The 20,418-nt window shown below is 60.5% G+C and carries 15 protein-coding genes; 1 reads left to right on the top strand and 14 read right to left on the bottom strand.

Annotated elements, in window-relative coordinates; translation table 11 throughout:
- Window positions 1–164: 164 nt before the first annotated feature.
- From ACQ4W6_RS12845 to ACQ4W6_RS12785, 13 genes are all read right to left on the bottom strand, one after another.
- On the bottom strand, window positions 165–434 hold the full coding sequence (locus ACQ4W6_RS12845) for a hypothetical protein (protein WP_436567564.1): 270 nt from the start codon (window positions 432–434) through the stop codon (window positions 165–167).
- Window positions 435–617: 183 nt separating this feature from the next.
- Complete coding sequence (locus ACQ4W6_RS12840) at window positions 618–1,415, bottom strand: SDR family NAD(P)-dependent oxidoreductase (protein WP_436567563.1); 798 nt, start codon at window positions 1,413–1,415, stop codon at window positions 618–620.
- Between the two features lie 63 nt (window positions 1,416–1,478).
- Entirely contained in the window at window positions 1,479–3,035 is a 1,557-nt protein-coding gene (locus ACQ4W6_RS12835) for an AMP-binding protein (protein WP_436567562.1), read from the bottom strand.
- A 50-nt stretch (window positions 3,036–3,085) separates the two neighbouring features.
- Window positions 3,086–4,366 carry an acyl-CoA dehydrogenase family protein gene (locus ACQ4W6_RS12830; RefSeq protein WP_436567561.1) on the bottom strand — a complete coding sequence of 427 codons (1,281 nt, stop codon included), beginning with the start codon at window positions 4,364–4,366 and terminating at the stop codon, window positions 3,086–3,088.
- A 73-nt stretch (window positions 4,367–4,439) separates the two neighbouring features.
- Window positions 4,440–5,288, bottom strand: coding sequence for an enoyl-CoA hydratase/isomerase family protein (locus ACQ4W6_RS12825; RefSeq protein ID WP_436567560.1), 849 nt, complete (start codon window positions 5,286–5,288; stop codon window positions 4,440–4,442).
- 85 nt (window positions 5,289–5,373) lie between these two features.
- Entirely contained in the window at window positions 5,374–6,597 is a 1,224-nt protein-coding gene (locus tag ACQ4W6_RS12820) for a thiolase family protein (RefSeq protein ID WP_436567559.1), read from the bottom strand.
- A 30-nt stretch (window positions 6,598–6,627) separates the two neighbouring features.
- Window positions 6,628–7,743 (bottom strand): saccharopine dehydrogenase family protein, encoded by a 1,116-nt coding sequence (locus tag ACQ4W6_RS12815; RefSeq protein WP_436567558.1) that lies wholly within the window; start codon window positions 7,741–7,743, stop codon window positions 6,628–6,630.
- 150 nt (window positions 7,744–7,893) lie between these two features.
- Window positions 7,894–8,787 (bottom strand): SDR family oxidoreductase, encoded by an 894-nt coding sequence (locus ACQ4W6_RS12810; protein ID WP_436567557.1) that lies wholly within the window; start codon window positions 8,785–8,787, stop codon window positions 7,894–7,896.
- Window positions 8,784–11,225 carry an efflux RND transporter permease subunit gene (locus tag ACQ4W6_RS12805; protein ID WP_436567556.1) on the bottom strand — a complete coding sequence of 814 codons (2,442 nt, stop codon included), beginning with the start codon at window positions 11,223–11,225 and terminating at the stop codon, window positions 8,784–8,786. The genes ACQ4W6_RS12810 and ACQ4W6_RS12805 overlap by 4 nt, the downstream gene beginning before the upstream one ends.
- A complete protein-coding gene (locus ACQ4W6_RS12800) occupies window positions 11,222–12,319 on the bottom strand; it encodes a WD40/YVTN/BNR-like repeat-containing protein (protein ID WP_436567555.1) in 1,098 nt (365 codons plus the stop codon). Before ACQ4W6_RS12800 ends, ACQ4W6_RS12805 begins: the two co-directional genes overlap by 4 nt.
- Before the next feature lie 154 nt (window positions 12,320–12,473).
- The gene (locus ACQ4W6_RS12795) at window positions 12,474–13,820 is read right to left on the bottom strand and encodes a DUF1329 domain-containing protein (RefSeq protein WP_436567554.1); all 1,347 of its coding nucleotides are present in this window, start codon (window positions 13,818–13,820) and stop codon (window positions 12,474–12,476) included.
- Between the two features lie 23 nt (window positions 13,821–13,843).
- Window positions 13,844–15,565, bottom strand: a complete 1,722-nt coding sequence (locus ACQ4W6_RS12790; RefSeq protein ID WP_436567553.1) for a DUF1302 domain-containing protein — start codon at window positions 15,563–15,565, stop codon at window positions 13,844–13,846.
- 283 nt (window positions 15,566–15,848) lie between these two features.
- Window positions 15,849–18,578 (bottom strand): winged helix-turn-helix domain-containing protein, encoded by a 2,730-nt coding sequence (locus ACQ4W6_RS12785; RefSeq protein WP_436567552.1) that lies wholly within the window; start codon window positions 18,576–18,578, stop codon window positions 15,849–15,851.
- A gap of 316 nt (window positions 18,579–18,894) precedes the next feature.
- Between ACQ4W6_RS12785 and ACQ4W6_RS12780 the strand changes: the two genes are divergently transcribed.
- Window positions 18,895–19,143 carry a hypothetical protein gene (locus ACQ4W6_RS12780; RefSeq protein ID WP_436567551.1) on the top strand — a complete coding sequence of 83 codons (249 nt, stop codon included), beginning with the start codon at window positions 18,895–18,897 and terminating at the stop codon, window positions 19,141–19,143.
- A gap of 68 nt (window positions 19,144–19,211) precedes the next feature.
- On the opposite strand, the gene ACQ4W6_RS12775 is transcribed toward ACQ4W6_RS12780, so the two are convergent.
- Window positions 19,212–20,387: an acetyl-CoA C-acyltransferase gene (locus ACQ4W6_RS12775; RefSeq protein ID WP_436567550.1), complete on the bottom strand. Its 1,176-nt coding sequence runs from the start codon at window positions 20,385–20,387 to the stop codon at window positions 19,212–19,214.
- Between the last annotated feature and the right edge of the window lie 31 nt (window positions 20,388–20,418).

The following is a 20,418-nucleotide window of genomic DNA, read 5'->3' as shown; positions in this document are numbered from 1 at the left end:
GGAAATAAAAATCCACACTGCCCGCCGCGATTTTAATTCGATGTCAAGTGTATTTATATTAATGTTGAAAATAAATTACTTAAACGCACGCCAATCCCTTAACTTGGGTGGATTGGGCGGCACCCGCCCGGGCACCGCCGCACTTCCCATTCGCACTTCCCTTTTTACACGCCCGTATCGCGCACCTTCTCGACCTGGTCGAACTCGACGTTATAGTACGCTGCGCCACTCACTTCGGCCTTGCGGATAGACACCGGCTGCACGATGTCACGCGTAGCGGCATCGATGCTCACGGGGCCGCGCACGCTGGTCCACGCCATGCCGCAGCGAGCGTGCCTTAGCGGGATTTGATGCGCGCCGCTGCCATTGCCGAGCCAGCGCTGGAACTGGCGCCGCCCACGGAAGCCGATGATATCGTGGCGGACTACCGGCATGTTGGCCTCACGCTGGGAAGGCACCCGCTGGCCCTCTTGCGCGAACGCCTTAACAAGATGCGCTTTGTGCCTTCGGACATTCTGAACAGTACAGCAGTACATGGCACTTTCGGTGTTCCGTTCGCTCGGCTCGCTGTCGAATGCACAGCTGGCTGCAGATCACAAAGCGATGACGAGGAATGCTTATACGCCCAGCTTGCGGCGGATAAGTGCCCCATAGTTGTCCGGAAATAATCTGGAGATGCGATGCAAGGTACGCGCACCACTTCCCACCAATAAGCGCTTGTCGCCACGGATCATTCCTGCAACGATCTCGCGGGCGCACTCTTCAGGCGTGGTGACCATTTGCCGAAGGTTGGCTTCCTTCATTCTTTCTTCGACCGCACTCTCATGCGCCGCGTTGGGCGACTTGCTGATGTTGGTGTTGATCCCACCAGGATGCACCAGTACCGCTCGCACGCCCGTACCTTCCAATTCCTGCCACAAAGTCTCGGTCAGCCCTCTCACCGCGAATTTGGACATCACGTAAGCGCCCGAGCAGGCCGTGGCAACCAATCCGAATACACTTGAGACGTTGACGATGCACCCTTTTCTCTGTGCCAGCATGCCCGGCAAGAATGCCTTGGTGCCGTAGATGACTCCCCACAGATTGACTGCAAGGACCTTCTCTATTTCTTCGATGGTCAAGTGCTCGACGGTGGCGATGACCGCCGTGCCCGCGTTGTTGACAACGTAGTCGACGTCGCCGAAATCACGTCTTACCTCGTCGGCATGGCGGAATACTTGCTCACGCAATGAAACGTCGAGCACATACGAGCGGGCCTCAGTTGCAGCCGGCAGCAGCGCAATCGTCGCGGCCAGGTCGGGTGCGCTAATATCGGACAGCGCCAATTTTCCGCCGTGGCGCGCCACCTCCAACGCCAGCGCGCGGCCGATGCCGGAACCGGCCCCGGTGATGACAACCACCTTGTCTTTGAACATTAAAAGTCTCCCTATTTTTTGTGTTGCGCACTATGCATTTTTACAAGAAGCAGCTCTTGCGCGTCAGATCGCGCGTCCCGCCTTGACCCAGTGCGGTGCCCGAATATCCTTTTTCAATACCTTTCCCACCGCGCTACGCGGTAGCTGGGCGATGAAATCGACGCTCTTCGGCGACTTGACGGAGCCAAGCTTTTCCTTGCACAGTGCGATGAGTTCCGCCTCCGTCACCTCCGCTCCGACAACCAGTTCGACCACCGCCTTGACCTCCTCACCCCACGTTTCGTGCGGCACGCCGATAACGGCGCAATCCTGAACTGCCGGATGCGACCACAGAACCTGCTCAACCTCGCTCGGGTAGACGTTGAAGCCGCCGCTGATGATCATGTCTTTTTTGCGGTCGGTAATATGCAGAAAGCCTTCAGTATCAAGATGCCCGACGTCGCCGGTGTGCAGCCAACCGTCAATCACCGTTTCGGCGGTCTTCTCCGGCTGTTTGTAATAACCCTTCATGACGATGTCGCCCCGCACGCAGATCTCCCCGCTTTCGCCTGGCGCCAGCGGCCTGCCAGCGTCGTCCATGATCGCCAGCCCGTTAAGCGCGCAAGGTAGACCGCAGGCCAGCAACCTGTTGTTCGGGGCGACCGCCCCATCAACGAAATGGTCCCCCGGGCGCATGAAGGCGATCGCCCCCGGTGCCTCTGTCTGTCCGTAGCCCTGAAACATGACCGGACCAAACACGGTCAGTGCTTTCTTCAGCTTTTCGACCGACATCGGTGCGGCTCCGTACATGAAATAGCACAGCGAAGAGAAATCGCGTTTCTCGATGCCTGGAATTTCAAGCAAACGGTAGATCACCGTTGGTGGCAGAAAGAACTCGGTAACGCGGTACTGCTCGATCGTATCGAGCAGCACCAGTGGATCCGGCGTTGACAGGATGACTACCGTGCCGCCGCGCGCTGTCGCGGAAAGCGACAGGAAGCCGGCGCTGTGCGTCATCGGTGCCGCGGCAAGGTTGACGACCGCAGCACCCGGGGGATAGTAGACATTGATCAGTGACGCTGCGAGAGATACGCTCAGGTTTCGGTGCGTCTGCATTACGCCTTTCGGGGCGCCCGTGGTACCACCGGTGGGCATGATCGCTACGACGTCATCCATATCGAAAGCGATCTCGGGTGGGGTGCGCGGCTTGTCAGCGAGCCAGGTGTTCAGCGAAATACAGCCTGGCGCGTCGCCGTCGATGCAAATGAAATGCCGGATTTGCGGGCAAGCGGCGCGCAGCGCCTCGACCACGGGCGCAAACGCCCGCTGGAAGAACAGCACTTCCGCATCGAAATTCTGCAGCAGGCTCGCGCTTTCCTCCGCTGCGCTGCGTGGATTCAACGGTACCCAGGCGAGTCCGGCGCGCCAGATTCCGAGTACGCACATCCACGCCACCGGGTCATTCCCCGCCAGCACGGCCCCCTTCGTTTCCCGTGTCAAGCCAGCATCGACCAAACCATGCGCAATCTGGCACGTGAGTCCATAGGTCTCGTCGAACGTCCAGGTTTGGCCGTCCATGATGTAGGCCGCACCGTTGCGGTTGAGTAAGCAGCCGCGGTCAAAAAAATCAATCATCGCCATCTGTTATTCTCCAGAATTCATTCGCGTCACAATGCGGCTTCGATACATGCTCAATTCCGGCCCCAGTTTTCTTGCTGGTGCAACTGACTCAGGAGATAACCGTAATGCATGATCAGAACATAGTTTTCGCCGTCCTCGATCTGCATTGCGCGCGCGTCGCGCAGCAGCTTTTCGATCGGAAACTCGCGCGTCAAACCGACGCCGCCAAACAGTTGCAGCGACTCGTTCACTACCGTCAGCATTTCGCTGGAGCAGAAGGCCTTGCCCGATGCAGTGAAATAGGGATGCGGGCGAGGCGAACACCTGGTGTATTCGGCGACGTGACGCGCCATTGCGCGGATGGCCTCAACTTTCGTACCGATCAAACCGATCCGGTATTGCGTCAACTGATGCTCGGCGAGCAATGCGCCACCCTGGCGCCGTTCATGCACGTAGGTCAGCGCCATTTCAAATGCCGCCCGGGCGACCCCAGTGGAAATATGGCTCATGGAGGTCCCGGCATGCGCCCACGCCTGCGCGTGCTTGAGTGCGTAGTCGTCACGGGTGGCGATCGCAAAGCGCCGCGGAACGCGCACGTTGTCGAAGTAAATTTCGCCTTGGGGAAGTGAACGCTTGCCCATCTTCTCAAGTGGTTTGCCGCGGGAAACGCCTTTGATGTCGAGCGGCAGGATCACATTGCAGCCGTAGGTATCGCCGTTTTCTTCAAAAAAACCGTCCCCATAGTCGGCCACGAGATCCAGCAAGGCAACCTGCGCGACCGGTCCGTTCGACACCCATGCGGAAGTCTGGCCGTTGAAAATGATTTCGCTATCCGTAAAAGTTGCTTGCAGGTTGCCCTTATTGCCGCGCGATCCGGGATGTCGCTCCGCACCGTACAAAATCAGCCCGTCGGAGCCGCGGTCGGGTTGGGTAGCACCCCAGCAACCCAGCTTGCCATTGCACATGTCAATTAATTCCTGGTTGCCGCTCGCATGCGCCATCACCAGGGGCATGCCACCGGCGCCAACCGAAACGGCCAGCCCCGCATCGCCCCATGCCAACTCTTCCACGACGATGCCTTCCATCCGTGCAGCGGCGGCAGGGTCCAGGCCGGCGAGTGCTTCGGGGCCGAGCCCGAGCTTGAATGCTTCCTGGTGGAATTGCCAGAACGGCGATTCGGGAAGATAGGCCTGATCTGCAGGCATCAGGTCCAGTTCGCGCGCGATCGGCCGCATCACGTCCGCCGCAAATCGGTGCAACGCGGCTTGGGCGCCGCCCTCTTCTTCCGACATGTTCGCCTCGAATCCGGAAAGGCCGACTACAGGCAACGGTACGTGCTGGGGTGTGTTCATGGCAAACTCCTGGAAGACGGTGTGTGGGTTGGCTTGGCGATATGAATTGGCAACTTGGGCGGTATCGAAAACTTCATTTTTTTGATACCGCCGCCAGCAAGCGGTCGATCGTGCGAGGCAGGTCCAGCTCGGTTTCCCGGCCTTGTCCAAGCGCAAGCATCGCCTGGACCCCTTCATGGAATTCGGGGCGCGCCATGCTGCTACGCATAGCCTCGTTTTCGTACGCCAAGCCGGCAAACAGCGGTTCGACCGCGAATGCCAAGGTGCGCTTGATGGTCTCGCGGTTCACGCCGATCGCATGCGCCGAACGTTGCGCAATGCGCTCGGCCAGCGTCGCGACATAGCTGTCGAGTTCGTCGGCTGGCAGGACGCGATTGATGATGCCGTACTCCTGCGCCTCCTTACCGCTGAAGTCGCGTGCGCTCAACAGGACTTCCAGTGCGCGAGCCGGACCGCACGCCATCGCCAGGCGCGTCGTACCGCCACCGCAGGCAAGAAATCCGCTGCTGGCCTCTGGCGCGCAGAAGCGGGATGCATCGCTGGCGAAGCGCATGCTCATGCCGAGGATCAGCTCGAGGCCGGCGCCGCGACAGATGCCGTCCACTTTGGCAATGGTCACTTGCGGCAGGTTCTGAATGCACAGCGACACCGATTGCAGGATATTGATATCGTCGGATTTGCTCTTGCTCGCCGTATCATCTCCTGCGGCGAGCAGATCGTTCAAATCGAAATGTGCGATGAAGAAATCTGCCACGCCACTTTCGAAAATGACGACCTTCACCGAAGTGTCGAAAGTGAGCCCGCCGACCAGCTCAAACAAGGCCTGGACCATGGCGCCATTGACGAGATTGACAGGGGGATTATTGATCGATACGTGCATGATTGCGCCGTCGGAACGAACGCGAAGTAATTGCTGGCTCATTGTCTTGTCTCCTGAATTGTTTTTAATCGATTCCCGGCGCTCGCTGCGCCGGGCAGGTCGCCCCTTGTACCAACGGGCTGTAATGTTAGTGACCCAGGATGGTCAGGGACACCACCGCTTCCTCGCCGCCGTACATGCCGCCGCCATTCTCGGCAATGCCGAAGCGCGCCCCTTGCACCTGGCGTGGACCGGCCTCGCCGCGCAACTGTACGGCCAATTCGAACAATTGGCCGATACCTGTCGCACCGATCGGATGTCCCTTCGACTCCAGTCCGCCGGACGGGTTAATCGGGATGCGACCGCCGAGCGAGGTGGCACCGGACTCTGCCAGCGCGCCACCGCCGCCAACCTCACAAAAGCCGAGCGATTCGCTCTGGACCACCTCGCCGAACGCAGTGGCGTCATGGACTTCCGCCACTGACATATCCTGCGGACCGACGCCAGCCTCGTCATAGGCGCGTTGCGCCGCAAGCCGTGTCACCGACTTGCCCCAGTCGCGCAACGCCCGGTCGGTACCGGTAGCGATAACGGAACTGAGCACTTTCAAGGCGCGGCTGGCGCGCAGGCGCTTCAAGCCAACGGCGTTGCAGATGACAACCGCAGCCGCCCCGTCGGTCATCGGTGCACACATGGGCACTGTGAGCGGAAAGCCGATCGGCCGCGCTGCGAGCACTTCCTCCACCGTAAATTCGCGGCGAAAGTGCGCGAGCGGATTCAGCGTGGAGTGTCGGTGGTTCTTCGACGAAATTACCGCCAGCTGTCGCTGCGTGGTGCCAAAGTCACGCATGTGCGCCCTGGCCGTGCTCGCATAGACTTCCATGAAGGCGCTGCGCCGGCCCGTGCCCGCCTCGGCCGCTTCGCCGCCGAGTTCTTTCAGCATTCTCTGCAGGGCCTCGGGGTCGTGGACGTCGTAGCCGCCTTCGAACATCGCGAACGACTTCGTCATATCGGCGAAATTCATCTTCTCGGCGCCGACTGCCAGGGCAACATCGGCCATACCGGAGCGCACGTAGCTGACGGCCAGGTGCACCGCACTGGAACCGCTGGCGCAGGCGTTCTCCAGGTTGAACATGGGGATCTTCTCGAAGCCCATCGAACGTAGCGCAATCTGGCCGGCGATCCCGTTCTGGCCCTCGAGCACGTCCTGGGCGGCATTCGAGAAAAACGCGACTTCGATATCTTTTTTCTCGGCGCCGGCGTCAATCAGGGCACCTTCGACGGCCTCGCGCGTCAGGTCCTTGACCGAACGTTCGAAGAAGACACCAAAACGCGTCATGCTGATGCCAGCAAGGTAGACTGGTTCTTTCATGATTTTCTTTCCGGAGAAATTAGACGACTGTCAGACGATGTGTTGCTGCGACATGCTCGCCAGCCCGAACGCCTTCAATGCGCCGAGCAGTTCACGATGCCCGAACACTTCGGAAGGCGATTTGAATCCGACCGCACGCGGCTCGCCGTAGGCCAGTTGCTTGGCCGCATAGGCCTGCAGCGCGCCTGTCATCAGATACCCACCGGTGCTGTAGATGATGCAGCTGGCGGCGACATTGTTGCCGCGTCCGTGGCACCAGTCGATCGCGCGGTGGACATGGCGCGATTCGCGCGGCGGCATGGACGGCGTCATGGTCGCGGCCATTTTGTCGAGCACGGGAATGAGCTGGTCCTCCGGAATCCATTGCAACTGCACCTTGAAGGCACGCGCGAGCTCGAGGATCCGCTTGTAGATTTCCTGGTTGGACAAGGCAACGGTCATACGGCAATTGCGCACGCGCGGATCGTGGCGAAACCAGACGGGATTCGCCGTTCCGCCCCAGGGCATTCCTTTCAGCACCAACCCGCCGGGGATTTGCATATCACTGACCTGGAAGCGGTCGTATTCGACCAGCTTGCGGTCGGCCAGATAGTGCGCCTTGTTGCGCACGACATCGAAAATAGACTCGGTCGATGCCTGGGTCGGCACCGCGACGCCGTAGGCGAACATGTCCAGCGAATCAATCCCTTCGGTTTCCAGGCAGACGCGCGCGGTAATTTCGCTGACCGCGTACATGTACGCGAGCGAGGACACCAGCGCCAGGCCTGCCTTTTCGAACCGCTCGCCGAATTGCGCTTCAATGTCGATCATGCTGGCTTGCTCGCCCGTCGTATCAAGGTAGTGGCAGCCTGCGCGCAGAGCTGCCTCGATCACCACCGGGGCTTTGCGCGTGAATGGCCCGACCGTGTTGCAGACGACCCGGCGGCCCTCGAACAATTTGGTCAGCGCCTCGACGCTGTGCTCTACTTCCACAATTTCGTATTGCGCGTCTTCGATCCCCGGCACCGTCCGCATTGCCTCTTCGATCCTGGCGCGATTACGGCCGGCCGCCACGAAGGGAACCCCGTACTCGCGCAGGAATTCCACGATCAGCCGACCGGTGTAGCCACTGGCGCCATAGACGACGATTGGATAATTATTGCTCACGTATATCTCCTTTTTATGTAGATGCCGGTCTGCGGCAATCTTTATGCTGTCAAGCCGATAGCCGGTGCCCGTTTGAGATGGGCTGACGACTGATGCGGACCGAAGCGCTGTTTTATGTATTCTGGCCTGCTACCACCCCGATTGCCCCCCTCAGCGAGGGGGGGGGCCAGCCGTTGCCGCGCGCACAGCCTTCCCTTGTACAAGCTGGTCCAGCCCCATCGCCTTGAAGACGAGCCTGTCAAACACCCGGTCAGGCAAGAAACGGCCGATCCACCAGACAGGGTCAAGCGGATAGCGGGTTTTCGGTGTCTTGCTTGTCAGTGCATGACTGACCGCAGCAGCGACGATGTCCGGGCTCGCCGCCTTGTCTTCGGATGTCGACAGGGAATGAAGAAATGCCTGCCACTGGCGCGCGTAGCCAGTGTTGGCGAAGCGCGTATCCGGGCTCTGCGCTGCATTTTTTTCGAACATATCGGTCCGGATAAAGCCCGGTTCGATAGCGCACACCTCGATGCCGTAGATCTTCAATTCACGCCGAAATGCCTGGGTAAGCGCTTCCAACGCATGCTTCGTTCCGGCATAGGCACCGAGGAAGGGCGCGGCAAATGCGCCGCTGACAGAACTGATGTTGACGATGCGCCCGGGACGATGCACTGCCCCCTCGCGCGCGCCTAGCAGGGGCAAGAATGCCTGGGTCACGCCAATCACGCCCAGCACGTTGACCTCGAACAGCGCGCGAATCTCGTCCAGATTGAGATGCATCAGCGGGCCGGTGACGTTAATCCCTGCATTGTTGACCAAGCCCGCCAGCCCCTGCCCTGCCACGATTCGGCTCACATCTTCGACAGCTGACGCAAGCGCCTCGCTGTCGGTGACGTCGAAATGCAAGGGCGTGAAGGCCTCGCCGAGCTGATCCTTCACACGCTGTCCGTCGCTTTCCTTGCGCACGCTGCCGAACACCCGGTAGCCACGATGGATAAGCTCGCGCGCAATGGCAAATCCGATACCGCTCGATACGCCGGTAACGACCACATACTGGTTCATTTCAGCACCTCATCCAAAATTGCTGTTCGCGACCGCGAGGCAGGCGCAGCCTGCTTGCGGGTTTCGTCCACCAGCAGGAAGTGTGCAAGCGCGGGCAGCAGAATCAGGGCGCCAAGCATGTTCCAAATGAACATGAAGGCGAGCAGAATGCCCATATCCGCCTGAAATTTAATCGGCGAAAAACTCCAGGTGGCAACCGCCAGGCCCAGCGTCACCCCGGTCAGCACGACCACCTTGCCGGTAAACATCAGCGCCTGGTGATAGGCGTCGGACAGGCTCATGCCTTTGCGCTGATTGCTCAGCGTGACCGAGAGAACATACAGCGCATAATCGACGCCGATACCTACGCCAAGCGCGATCACCGGCAACGTGGCCACCTTCACTCCCATGCCGAGCCACACCATCAGCGCCTCGCACAGGATCGACGTGAGCATCAGCGGCAGCACCGCGCACAGCACCGCGCGCCATGAACGGAAGGTGATGAAGGCCAGTATGATGACCGCCGCGTACACCAGCAGCAACATCTCAGTATTGGACTTCTTGACGACAATGTTGGTGGCGGCCTCAATCCCTGCGCTGCCGGCCGCTGGCAGGAATTGCACGGTTTTCGTGTTGTGATCGGCAGCGAATTTTTCCACTTTTGCGACCACCGCGTCCAGGGTGTCGGCCTTGTGATCCTTCAGATAGGCATACACGCTCAGCAAGTCGCAGTTCTGGTTGAACAGCTCGCGCGGTGCCCGGGTGACGATGGAATTAATCACTTGCTGGGAACGCGGGATGTCGAGCCACTTCATGCTCCCCTCATTGAGTCCGGCTGCGGTGCGCTTGGCAATCGCCGCGAGCGAATTGGTCGATTCAACCCCCGGCAGCTGCTGCAGTTCCCATTCCAGCGCGTCAACCAGCACCAGCGTGTTGTATTGCGCGCATTCGTACTGGGGAGTCTTGACCATGATGACAAACACATCGCTGCTGGCCGCATAGTTCGCAGTCATGTAGGCGTTGTCACGGTTGTAACGCGAGCCTTGGCGCAATTCCGGCGCCCCCGGATCGAGGTCGCCGATTTTCAGGTGCAGGCTGACGGCAAAGCCGGCCACCCCGAGCGCCACGGCGGTCAAGACAGCGACGCTCGCCCACTTGCGGCGGGTGAATTGGCCGAGGAATTCCCACAGCATGGGCTTGCGCCGAGCGGGATCACCATCCCCCTCGTTGTGCAAGCTGCGCCGGGCGGCGGCAGGGCTCACACCGGTGTAGGACAGCAAGATGGGAAGCAGCAGCAGGTTCGTGAAGATCAAGGCTGCCACGCCGATACTGGCGGCAACGGCGAGGTCCTTGATGACCCCGATGTCGATCACCATCAGCACCGCGAATCCGACGGCATCGGCCAGCAATGCGGTCAGACCGGCCAGGAACAGGCGCCGGAAGGTGTAGCGCGCTGCGACCAGGCGATGCACGCCCCGGCCGATGTCCTGCATGATGCCGTTCATTTTTTGGGCGCCATGGCTCATGCCGATCGCGAACACGAGGAACGGCACCAGAATCGAATATGGATCCAGCTCGTAGCCGAGCGTCGGCAATACGCCGAGCAGGAACACCACCGCGACCAGCGAGCAGGTGACCACCAGTAAGGTGCTGCGTATGCAACGCGTGTACCAGTAAAGAAACGCGGTACAAATGACAATCGCGATCGCGAAAAACAGCAGGACCTGCTGCAGCCCGGCGATCAGATCGCCCACCACCTTGGCAAAGCCCGTGATATGGATGCCGATGGTGGGCGACTCATACTTTGCACGGACATGCTCGAGGCGCTGCGACAGGTCGTTATAGTCGAGCCGCTTGCCGGTTTGTTCATCCCTCTCCATCAGCGGAACCAGCACGACGCTGGAGCGGAAATTGGCGGCGACGAGTTGGCCGACTTCGCCCGAACGCTCAACATTGGCGCGGAGCTGCTGCATGGCGGCAGGCGAGCCATCATAGGATTCGCCGATGACCGGCCCGCCATCGAGCCCGTCTTCGGTCACCCCGATCCAGCGTACGGCCGGCATCCACATCGACTTCATGAAGGCGCGTTCAACCCCAGGCATCAGGAAGACCTCGTCGTTGATCTTGCGCAGGGTCTCCAGATAGGCTGCGTCGAAGATCGTGCCTTGTTTGTTTTCGACGGCAATCCGCACCGTATTCCCCAGTCCCACCAGTTCGGACTTGTTCGCCAGGTAATTGACGATGTAGGGATGCTTGGCAGGAATCATTTTTTCAAAGCTGGCGCTCATCTGCAGGCGGGTCACCTGCAGGCCGAGAACCACCGTCAGCAGCAGCGAGACCACCACGACGATGAGGCGGTGATTGAAAAAAATTCGTTCCAGCAGCGACCCGGAGTTGCGGTCGAAATCGTTAATGTCCTTGATAAGCAGTTGTTCGGTGGACGACTTGGCGGGGCTCATTTGGCGGACTCCTGGGACGGCTTTACAAGAACGATGCGGGACAGCCCGCCGAGGCTGCTCATCACGAGCGCGCCGTCGGCAGCGTGGACCAGCGACGTATACGGCGACGACCGGGCCGCCGCTACCATCTGGAAGGTGTTGCCGGCGTCAGCGCTGCGAAGCACCCTTCCCGCCTCATCGGCCAGGACCAGCGAGCCATCGCGCAGGCGCCCGCCCGCCGTCAGACTCACCGGGTCCATCTTGAGCTTGTCCCAGCTTGCGCCGCCGTCCGTGCTGCGCCACGCGTTGCCGCGCAGGCCAAATGCAATCAGCGGACCAGTCTCGCCGCCGGCCATCCCGAAGAAGGTTGCAGTGCTGGGAATGGCCAATGCGCTGAACGTGCGTCCCTGGTCGTCGGAGCGGTACAAGGCACCCTGTTCGCCGGCCAGATACAAGTGCGGCCCGGCCGCGTGAACGGCATACAAATGACGGCCTTTCGGATCGTTGATCCTGGCCGCGAGCGACTCCCACGTCTGTCCACCGTCGGCGGTCATGAACGCGAGGCCGTAGGCGCCGACGACCATGCCAGATTTTTGGTCAAAGAAATGCACATCGAAAAAGGGTTTATCGGGCCCCTCCTCCACCAGACGTTCTGCATTGGCGATGCGGCGGACGCCTTGCGCACCACTGCGCTCAGCGGCTGCATGGGCCGCGTTCGCCTCGATCTGCGCCGCAGCACGGCCGTCGAGTTGCCTGGCCCAGGTGATCCCGCCATCGCTGGAAGCGAGCACCACTCCGCTGTGCCCGACCGCCCATCCATGCGCCACATCGACAAACGTCACGCTGGTCAGTGTGACGCTCACCGGCGCACCGGTCTGACGCCAGGACTTGCCGCTATCATCGGACAGCATGATGCTGCCGCGCTCGCCCACTGACACCAGGCGCTTTCCAGCGAGGGCAACGTGCAACTGCACCAACTTGCCGGCACGGGGAGAAATGAGCGCGGCGCGGTTCAGCGGATCCGTTTCGGATTTTTCAGCGGAGGCATACAGGGGCGAGGCGCAAGCCACCATGCCCAGGACGACCTTACAACAAAATATCTGCACAAATCTCATGATGATGCATCCAATGGGGGATCACCGACTGCTCGAGCATGACAATGGTCGGGCAGTCGAATAGGACGAATAGGCGCACCGATCCGAACAACCCGGGCGCGGGTTACGGTCGGCGCCGATTGCGGAGCCGGCAACGGCGAGCGTGACAACTGGCCTAGCGGGCGCTGTCCGATGCGAGCGAATCGGGCGAGAAGTAGCTTGGTGAGCGCGGGGCGACAGGCTTTATCGATTCGATGAACTGGATCATTGAATAGGTTTTGGCCTGCAAGTTGTAGACGACCGACGGATCCATGAACAACATGTTCATGTCGGGCGCAACGAGCGACAGGTTATGCTGGAAGCGCCACAGCTTGCCTTCGGCGTCAAAGCCGTCGACGGCAAGGATGGTCCAGGTATCCTCGTCGAGATAGTAGCGGCGCTTGGCCACGGCGTGGCGCTTGCCAGGCTTCACGGTGGCGTCGACGACCCATACCCGATGCAGCTCCCAGCGCAACTTGTCCGGGTTGATATGGTAAGCAGCCAGCGCCTGGTCTGGATCGGCCGCGAAGAAGCGGTTGTTATTGTAAGGAACATACAGCTCCTTCTTCCCTGCGAGTTTCCAGTCAAAGCGATCGAGCGCGCCGAAAAATCCGGTGATCTCGTCGAAGTAGTTGCTGCCAGAAGCGACGAAATCGGGCGTGTCATAGCCCACCGTTGGCGCCTTTCGAACACGACGCTGCCCGACTAGATACTGCCAAGCCTGGCGGTTGTTGTCGAAATCGAGGCTATCGTGGAGGAGCAGCGATTCTCCGGCTTTGAACGACGGTGCCGTGGTCTTCGCACGCGAGTAGAGGTAGGCCCCATTTTGCTTTTGCTCGGCGGTGTCTTTCATGAAGTAGGGCACCTGATTGACTACTTCACCGGCGGAAGCGAGCGTCTTTTTGCCGTTCGATGTTCCGATGAAGTTAGAGAAATTCAGCTCGTAAGCGGCTGGACGCGCGTGAAGCACATGGTTCCATATCGCTTCAGCGCCCGATTTTGGAATCGGAAACGGCGTGCCGCCCCACGCGCCCACAATGCTGGGACCTGATTCAGTCAGCTTCGCGCTGGTGGCATTCCTGAACGTGGCGTCGTACACCGCCTGAGGGGCGCTGGCGGTACGATGCGTCGGATACACGTCGATGCGAAAGCTTGGGATGCGGCGCAGCATTTCGGCCGCGCCATCCGGCAGCATTTCGGCGTGCTGACTGACGTTTTGAGGGGTAATTTGGAGTAGCGGTTTTTCCTCCGCGAACGGATCGGGATATTTCCCGGACCCTGGCTTGTATCCCGGAATAGTCCCGGCAAAGCCGCCTTGCCACGCAGGGATAGTACCGGCCTTGTTCCCCGCTTTTTCACCGCCCAGGGGGGTCAGCGTGGTTTTCAATTGCGCCGCTTCGTCGGGCGAAACAGCGGCAGTTGCGACCTGCCCGGCAGCGAGGATCGCCAGCAATACCGATGCATGCAAAGTAAGTTTTTTCATGATTGTCTCCGGTTTTTCTAACGTCAGAAAGTGCGCTGGATCGACAGCGAAACGAAATTTCGATCGCTGTAGAACTGCTTATACGATGCGAACGAGGTGCCGGTCGCGCCCACTGCGCCGGCACTTCCCAGGAACCTGACGTACTGGAGCGATGCCCGCCAGGTCTTCTGGTAATCCGCATTGATACCGATGGTGAGGTCGCCGCCTTTTTCAGGTGCGAAGAAAGAGACCGACGACCGACCGCTCGGCGCGTAGCCAATGCTGATCGGCACTGTCATGTCGACTTGCGGCAAGACCTGGAAGTACTGGGGTTCGAAGAGAACACGCAGCCCCCAGGCGTCCCGCGTCGTGTTCGGATCAAGGTACTGGCTCCCCCTGGTGACGCTTGTGCGACGGTTAAAGCCGACTTCGCCGATCAGGGACGCACCTTGCCACAGCGGGCTGTTTGCAAAAGTGCTGATCCACGACAGGTTGGCGTGCACCGAGTTGCCGACCGCGTAGGGTGGATTCCTGGCATCGTTGAGAACACCCGCCGGATCGATCACCACCGACAAGTGCCCGGCAACGCCGAGCGGCGTGTCGCGGCGGATCGAGACTTCGCCCGCGAGGTTCGATTCGCCCACCGTCGTCGTGAAGCTTGCGCCAGCGGTCTTGATATTTTCCGGATAGACGAAGCGATAGTCGTTCTGCAGGACACGATATACGGCCACCGGGGCCTTCTCGTGGTATTTCGCCGCATACAGGCCATACTCGACACCGCTGCCGCTCGGCTTGAACTTGAGCTGCGCGCCCCATTGGCCGCGGTTGCTGGCGTCCTGGTCCGCAGTGCGCGGAGCGACGCCGGTGTTGCCGTTGAACGGATTGGGCTGCACCAGCAGCAGATCGCCACCGGCGCCGACAAAATCGGCGAAGCTGAAGTAGCTGCCGGCGCCCGGCAGGCGCGATTTGCGCCACGCGAACTGGTAATACGCACTTACTGAGACCGATGGCGAGAGCTGCACATTGCCCGATACCTGGCCGACCGGCATGCCGATTTCCTTGAACTGCGAACTCGGTACGGAAAGCGCCTTCACCACATCGATCGGCCCCTGCGCATAGGCGATGCCGTTCGCGCCGAGAAACAGGGATTCGCCGTACAGTTGGGTAAAGCGACCCAGGCGGCCCGATACGGGCAGGCCACCCAACTCAGTGCGCCCATACACAAAAGCGTCGAGGATTTCCGCCTTGCGCCCATGCAGCTTCTTGGTCGCTGCAGGAAATGCACCGGGAGGAGTACCCAGATAGTCGGGAGCGCCCAAGGAAGGCACATGAGCCTGGGGGGACTTGTTGTAGACGTCGTCGTACCAGGCAGCGCCGCTGACCCTGGCGCCCACATCTTTGTACGACAGATCGAACTCGGACAGCAGGTCGAGCCGATTGGAAATCAAGCCGCGCCCGAAGTTGCGGTCGCCGGCGTCGACATTGGGATTCGGAACAGCCGACGCAATCGAGGTGACCGTCTCATCCAGGCCGGAAACACGCCATCCGGCGCTATATTTGACCGTGTTGTCCCAGCGGATTTTTACATCTGAATTGCTGGTCGCGATCTCCGCCGCCAGCGCTGCGGGCGATAAGATCTGTGCCGCCAGCGCGGCGACGGCATAAGCGATCGACGTGCGCGCCGGTACCCGGCGGACGAGCGTTGTCCTGTCCATTCTGTCTCCTCGTTTTTTGGTATCGGTCTTGCGGGAAAAATTCGCGGACATCTGGAAATTCGTCCGGATGCACGCCGCAAATACCAATCCTGTCTGTTTTTTATTTGTCGTTTGTTGTCGATCCCTTGTCCCCGGCTGGTTTCAAGACATCGTCAACAAAGATTACGTCACGTGGCAGGCGCCCCCCCCCCCCAGCGAGGGGGGGAGGAGACCAGATAGATAGGCGAACCTGTGCCGGCGTACTCAAGATCGGCGGTCAGCCGCAGGCGGCCCCAGCGTCACTCCAGGGATGGCTGGGGATCGATGTGCCGGCCTCGAACTCGAGTACGGGCAGTCAGGAGTTCGGGTTGTCGAGGATGCCGAGGATGTGGGCTCGCTTGACCGCATGCGCACGCGTGCCAGCGTCCAACTTGCTGAACACGTTCTTCACATGCCACTTGACAGTTTCTTCGCCGATGTCGAGCGCGATGGCGATCTGCTTGTTGGACATATTCTGTGCGATGAGGCCGAGTACTTCCTGTTCCTTGGCCGTCAGCAAGGTGTTGGTATACGCGCGCGCTTGCGTCGCCGACGCGGCACGCGCAACCTTGGCCGGTTTTACCACTGAGGAAACCGCTTGCAGCAGGTCTTCGACCCGGAAATCGGAATTGTGAGAAATCTTTTTCAGGATGTCCAAAGCTTCGGGATGGGTGCAAAGCAAAGTCTGCACCATCCCCCCCGCCTTTGCCAAGCTCAGCGACTCTTCGAACAGGCCGGCGCTTTCAGCTTTCATACTTCGCTCCGCGGCCAAGCCGCGCAACAAGCGGATATCGACGCTGTCGCGGACCAGACGCATTGTATCGGCATACCCTGCAGCCTGCTCCAGCCATCCAAGCGCGGCGCTCCAGTCCCGCGCCGCCAACGCCCGGTAACCTTGGGCGCGGCTCAGGTGAAGCTTGACCCAGGAGCCGATGAACGGCGAGTGCGACTGTCCCAATCCCGCGCACAGGGACTCTAGCCTACGGCACAAGGCCGCAACCGTTTCCAGGCGCCGCTGTTGGGCATGGACCCGGATTTGTTCGCAGAGTCCGGCGATTTGAAGCCGCGGCATGTTGCGCGCTTCGCCAAGCGCGATCAGGGCATTGAGATGCTCGAATCCCTGCGCCTCCTGTCCATCATGTATCTCCAGCCGCGCCAAAGTCAGATACGCCAGCAAGATGGCGTCCGGCAGCCCGGTCCGTTCCAGCACATCGATCCGATAGGCTAGCATGGCGCGTGGCTCATGACTGCCGCCCATTTCCCACAGCGTCGCTGCTAATACCGCGGCGATCATGCATGCGATCGGGCTGCGGCGACCCATTTCCAGTTCGTAGCGCACCAGTGCGGCGCGCAGGATTTTCTCCGCCAGGTAGAACTGGCCCTCCCACAGGTAGGAAAACCCGATACCGAATTCGGCGAACCCGCGCGCAAAATCGATCGTTCCGGGCGTCGTTCCTTGAGCCACCTGCGTCCACAGGTGGCGCGCTTTGCCAGGCTCAAACCGGTACAGGTTCAAGAAGCCCTGCGAATTGGCGTAGAAGGCCATAATCGTCGGGTTGGAGGGCGTTGGCGGCGGCTTCGTCTGCCAAGGTTCCCTGACCTGCGCCAACCGATCCAATTGATCGTCGAACGCTGCCGCGGCATCCGAAATGAGGGCCGCCTCGAAGCACTGCCCCTCATCTGATGCCGGATCGGCCATGATATAACCCACCACGCGCTGGGCTTCCTTGTATCGGTTGCTAATCGCCAAGGACCAGGCCGCGGCCATCCACAAGCGGGAACGGCGCTGCAATTCCGATGCGGGCAGCCTGTCGATCCATTTCAGCACAACGTCAACCCGCCCATGGTAGCCAATCTGGTACAAGGTGCGCTCGGCCAGTTCGTAGGCCGTGTCTTCGTTGCCTGCCAACAACGCGTGGCGAGCGGCCTCTTCATAGAAAGCATGGTCTCCAAGCCATGCAGAGGCGCGCGCAGAGATCATCTGGCGCTCCTGAACCGGCAACTGCTCGAAGCGCGCCATCAGGAAATCACGCGACAGGCCGTGCATGCGGATCCAGCAAGAATTCTCGGCGCGGAGAAACACCGGAGTGTCCTGCTGCAGTCGCGCGAGCAAATCTTCGCTGTCCTTGTCGGGAAAAACCGCCGCGCAAAGCTCCGGGTGCACTATGTCAAACACCGCCAGCCGAGTAAGGAAATCGGACAGGTCCGGGGCCAGCCGTGCGATCAGGTTTTCGACAAAATAGCGTTGGATGTCGCCGGCAGAGGCGGAAATGGCCTGTGTTGCTGCGTTCAGGTCTGTGCTTTTTTTCAGTGTCGCCACCACCAGCTGTAAACCAAGCGGCCATCCTTCGGTGAGCGCGTGCAGGCGCGCGCTCGCCTCGGTGCTCAGCTTATTGCCAAAATACTTGGCAATCACCGCCAGGGTTTCCTCGTGCCTGAACGCCAGGTCGGCGCTCGAAATCCGCGCGGCGATATTCTGATCGATGATTTCGGGCAGTTCAAACACCTTGCCCGTCCTCGCGCCAATGATGATCTGCAGATTGGCAGGGGCATTGCGGATGAGGTAAGCCAGCGAGTCGAGCGATGCGTCTTCGCGCGAACGTTCGAAATTATCCAGGATCAGCACGACGTTGAAAGCCTGTGCTGCAATTTCCACCAGCAAGCCGGTCAATGCATCAATGCCATTCTCACTCAGCCTGAGCCAATTGATGAAAGCTGGCCCCGACGCCCTGCCGCCGCTGGCGCCGTAGAGGGCATTTCCGACGCCCTGCGCCAGCCGCAGGCCATTGTCGCGCTCGTCGACGGTCAGCCAAACCACAACCGCTCCCGCCGCCTGGCACAGCCGACGCCACTGCATCAGCAACGAGGTCTTGCCGAAACCCGCCGGCGCCTGCACGATGATGGCGCGCTTGTCGTCGAATCCAAGTCGATTCAGATCGAGCCGCTCACGCGGCAACAGCCAGCTCGTCTTCGGTGGGGAGGTCTGAAGAATAAGCTGGGGGTCAAGCGGTTCAATTGTCATTGTCTTGTCCACGAAATTGGTCATCTCAGTTTAGCACCGACCAACAATCAAAATTTTGGCGGCTGGATAGCCCGGCCTGCCATCGGACTCAGCATCGCCCCCACCCTGCGCGGGTGGGGAAGTGACATTCCTCGCAGCGTAAAGTAGTCATCGATAATAACGCAAAGCTGGAGACCAATATGAAAACGAACAACCGCCCGACCAAAGCGCAGGTCCGGCAATACTTGGCACAGCGCCTGGCCGCGCACTGCCCTCCCCCATCTGGACAAGAAATCCGCCGCCGGTTGGCTTGGAAGCTACAGGCCCGCGGGCGAGCCGGCCAAGCCGAGGCAACGTAATCATGCCGGGCTTCTCGTCGCGACCGCTGTCCCGATTTCCGCTCAAGCTCCAGACTGAACTGGGCGAGGAAAAACGCTGTCTGGCGTGCTGCGAATTGTGGCCTGCCGACCTGGAATTTTTTGCCAGTCAGCCTGCGGCAAAGGACAGGCTGTCCAGCCGCTGCCTTGCGTGCATCCGCGAAAAATCGTGGGGCTCTGTGCCCTATCGAAGCTTGCCGCTGATAGCCCATTCTGGCTTCGCCGAGCAGTAACGCCTTCCAGGCAACACTCATGTCATCGAAGGCTGCGTCATGCTTGACGCAGCCCGAAAGAGCGCGCCTCAGAGCACCTCGAACACGGCAGCCGCGCCCATACCGCCGCCAATGCACATGGTAACGCACACCAACTTGGCGCCACGACGCTTTCCCTCGATCAGGGCATGGCCCGAAAGACGCTGCCCGCTGACGCCGTACGGGTGACCGAAGGCGATTGCACCGCCGTTCACGTTCAGGCGGCCGGGGTCGATTCCCAGCTTGTCCCGGCAATACAGCACCTGCACCGCGAATGCCTCGTTCAACTCCCACAGGTCGATATCGGCGACTGTCAATCCCAGGCGCCGCAACAGTTTAGGAACGGCATACACGGGACCGATACCCATTTCATCGGGCGCGCAACCGGCTACCGCGAAGCCCAGGAACCGGCCCAACGGGTTCAGCCCTTTGCGCATTGCCACGCGTTCGTCCATCACCACGCAAGCGCCGGCCCCATCCGAAAACTGGCTGGCGTTGCCTGCTGTGACAAGGCCACCAGCGATCGCCGGACGAATCGCGCTGATGCTTTCCTTGGTGGTGCCGGGACGAATACCTTCGTCCTTGCTGATTGTCACCTGGGCCGTCATCAGTCCCGCGGTCTTGTCCACGATGCCGGCAGTCACCGTGATCGGTTCGATTTCAGCATCGAACCGGCCGCCCTCCTGCGCCGCATGGGCGCGTTGCTGGCTGGCAGCGGCGTACTCGTCCATGGCGTCGCGCCCGATGGCATAACGTGTTGCGACCAGTTCTGCGGTTTCGACCATGTTCCAATAAATCGCGGGAACCGCGCGTTGCAAGGCCGGGTCGATCAGCATGTGCTGGTTCATCTCGCGCTGCACGCACGAGATGCTTTCCACCCCGCCGGCGACATAAATTTCGCCTTCGCCGGCGATGATGCGCTGCGCCGCTAACGCAATTGCCTGCAGCCCGGATGAGCAAAAACGGTTGACGGTAAGGCCGGCAACTCCCGCCGGACAGCCGGCGGCCAGTGCGACCTGGCGCGCAATGTTCGCGCCGGTGGCGCCTTCTGGAAAGGCGCAGCCCATGATGACGTCCTCGACCTCTGCGGGATCGATACCGGCGCGCGCAATCGCGTGCCGCACCGCATGTCCTCCCAGCGTTGCGCCGTGGGTCATGTTAAAGGCGCCTTTCCAGCTCTTGGCGAGAGGAGTACGAACGGTTGAAACGATAACAGTGTTTGTCATGTGAATGAGTTCCGTGCTTGGTATTGGAAGG

It is taken from the genome of Janthinobacterium woesei (assembly GCF_051380875.1).
Lineage (GTDB): Bacteria > Pseudomonadota > Gammaproteobacteria > Burkholderiales > Burkholderiaceae_D > Janthinobacterium.
This window is presented reverse-complemented; position numbering and strand designations above follow the sequence as displayed.